1 protein-coding gene is annotated in these 470 nt (G+C 60.2%); it reads right to left on the reverse strand.

All coding sequences use genetic code 11. The features are described from left to right. Positions 1-470 (reverse strand): cell division protein FtsZ (locus tag AACY52_RS30720; RefSeq protein WP_339561449.1); only part of this gene is annotated, 470 nt, incomplete at both ends.

Here is a 470-nt window from a genome sequence, read left to right on the forward strand (position 1 = left end):
ATCTTGCCCTCGAGTTCGGGGTTGAACGCCGAACCCCAGATGATGTTCGCGTCTTCATCGACCAGTTCGCGAATGTGGTTCGCGGCTTCATCGACTTCGAGCAGGCGCATATCGTCGCCACCGGTGATCGAAACGATGACGCCCTTGGCCCCCTTCATCGACACGCCGTCGAGCAGCGGGTTGGAGAACGCCTTCGACGCCGCCTCGATCGCGCGATTGTCGCCCCAGGCTTCCCCCGTGCCCATCATCGCCTTGCCCAATTCCTGCATCACCGAACGCACGTCGCCGAAATCGAGGTTGATGAGGCCGGGCATGACCATCAGATCGGTGATGCCGCGAACGCCCTGCTTGAGGACTTCGTCCGCCATCTGGAACGCTTCCTTGAAGGTCGTGTTCGCATTCGCCACCAGGATCAGGTTCTGGTTGGGGATGACGATCAGCGTATCGACGTACTTCTGCAGCTCCTCGAT

Source organism: Pseudomonas sp. EA_65y_Pfl1_P113 (assembly GCF_963970525.1).
In the GTDB taxonomy this organism is placed as follows: Bacteria; Pseudomonadota; Gammaproteobacteria; order Pseudomonadales; family Pseudomonadaceae; genus Aquipseudomonas; species Aquipseudomonas tritici.